This is a genomic window from Barnesiella sp. CU968 (assembly GCF_905219685.1).
Lineage (GTDB): Bacteria > Bacteroidota > Bacteroidia > Bacteroidales > Muribaculaceae > Lepagella > Lepagella muris_A.
In genome coordinates this window covers 1-2,178 of the sequence record NZ_CAJMXD010000447.1, presented here as the reverse complement: position 1 = coordinate 2,178, position 2,178 = coordinate 1, and the positions used below count along the sequence as shown (strand labels likewise).

The 2,178-nt window shown below is 46.4% G+C and carries 1 protein-coding gene and 1 pseudogene; both read right to left on the bottom strand.

Annotation, left to right across the window (positions count from 1 at the left end):
- Window positions 1-1,974: SusC/RagA family TonB-linked outer membrane protein (locus JX312_RS12605; RefSeq protein ID WP_204458244.1), on the bottom strand; the 1,974-nt coding region annotated here is incomplete at its 3' end.
- 9 nt (window positions 1,975-1,983) lie between these two features.
- A pseudogene (locus JX312_RS12600) lies at window positions 1,984-2,178 on the bottom strand (glycoside hydrolase family 16 protein); the annotation flags it as partial.

The window sequence follows — 2,178 nt, the reverse complement described above, 5'->3', positions numbered from 1 at the left end:
GTATGGCAGAATGTCACCACGCTTGATCAGTTCAGAGAACACAAAGCTACCCGACACCGAGGGGTAAATATAGGTGTTATTTCCAGTAGGCAGAGTCGACGATTTATCACCACGGATAGTAGCGTCAAGATATAACAGGTTTTTCCATCCGAGATTGGCAGCCGCGAACAGCGAGTTAATCTGCTTGCGGTAGCTGTTTTCCTGAAGGCTTGTCTCGTTGAAGCTCATAAGGGCAACCACATCCCTAATCTGCATTTCTTGGGCTGTGGTTATATTTGTACGGTTATCGACCTTATAGATGTTTCCACCGGCAGTTCCTGTGAAGTCAAAGTCACCCCAGCGGTTGTTATAGGTCGCTATGAGTTCAAAGTTATACATCTGGTTTTTGAACTGGCTCTGCTGTAAGTAACCTGCCTCATAGCCAGGAGTTGTCGGGGCCTTGAAATCATTGAAATTAAACCAGTTGAGTTCAGCTCCCGCTGTTCCTTTGATTTTGAGGTGTGATGTTACATTATAAATAGCAGATGCGTGTAAACGAAACAGGTCCTTCTTTGAATCATTGAAATTCTTGTAGACGTCCCAATAGGGGTTTATATTATAGGGGTCCATACCGTTCCAGTTGGAATACTCTCCGTTAGCATCCTGATATGTGCGCAACCAACGCTGGTCGTAGGTGGTTGCAAGGGTCATCAGGTTCTTGCCGACGTTAGACTTACTGTCGCCAAGAGCAGGACGATTCTTTACATTTTCGTGGGTATAGTTTACGGTAAAGTCGAGGTCAACCTTCCCCATAGATGTATTGGCACGCAGATTGAAAATGTCACGGCTCATGTGAGTCTTGGGGACAATATCCTTGTTGCGCATATCGGTCAGTGTGAAGCGAATGCCTGTATTGCCTGAATTGGATGAGACTGTAACCGTGTTGTTTGCGGTAAGACCGGTTCTGAAGAATCCGGAGGTATTGTCCGGTATTATAAGATATGGACGCTCCACGCCGTCAAAGTAGCGAAGGACGTTGCTTCCGTCCGCTTTCGGTCCCCAGCTTTTATTGGTATTTGAAACTGCGTCGATACTGTATGTGCCGTTGCTGCCCATACCGTAGATCTGCTGTACGTTATCCCATTTAGAGAGCTGTTTTTCAAATGTCAGTGTTCCATTATACTCTACCGAATATTTTTCTTTTCCGGCTTTCTTGGTGGTGATGAGAATCACACCGTGACTGGCACGGCTACCATATAGAGCGGAGGCGGCAGGACCTTTAAGTACCGACATGCTTTCTATATCATCTGGATTGATGCTTGAGATACCGTCACCAAGGTCGTATCCGCCTGATGTTCCTGCGCTGCCGAAGTTTGTATTGTCAAGAGGCACACCGTCGACAACATATAATGGCTGGTTATTACCGGTCATTTCAGTGCTACCACGCAGAATTACGCGGGTTGATCCGGAAGGACCACCTGCGGTCTGACTTACAACGAGACCTGCCACACGACCTGCCATAGAGTTGATGACGTTAGTTTCTTTGGCTTTTTCAAAGGCATCACCTTTTACTTCGTCAAGACCGTAACCGAGTGCCTTTCGGTCGCGCTTGATTCCAAGAGCAGTGACCACCACTTCGCTGAGCATTTGCGAACTCTGCTCCAGCGTGATTTTCATTGGCGCCTCTGTAGCCTTGACCTCAACAGGCTCATTGCCGACAAAGCTGATTTTTAGGGTAGCACCCGGTGATACCATCAGCGTAAAGTTACCGTCAAGATCGGTAAGTGTTCCATTGCCGGTTCCTTTCTCAATTACTGAGGCACCGATAACTGGGCCTTCAGCATCTTCAACGACACCGGTCACCTTTATCTTCTGAGATGGCGTTGCCGCAGCTGCTCTGGGTTCTGCATACGACTGAAGCGGCATAGCAAAGGATACCGCACCGACAAGCAGAAAACCGCACAGGAGCTTGGTTGTTAAAGTTCTCTGTTTCATGTGTATTGATTAGTTAATTTTAGTTACTTTAATCCAGTCTATATACATCGATGCCGTCTGACCATCTTTTAAGGCTGTTATGCCTTCGATGTCATAGATACCGGTGAATGATCCGCCAACAGCAAGGTTAAACAGAATATAAAAGTCATTTTGAAAATAAGGGCTACCGGTAATGTCAAAACTATGAACTTTGACATCATCTTC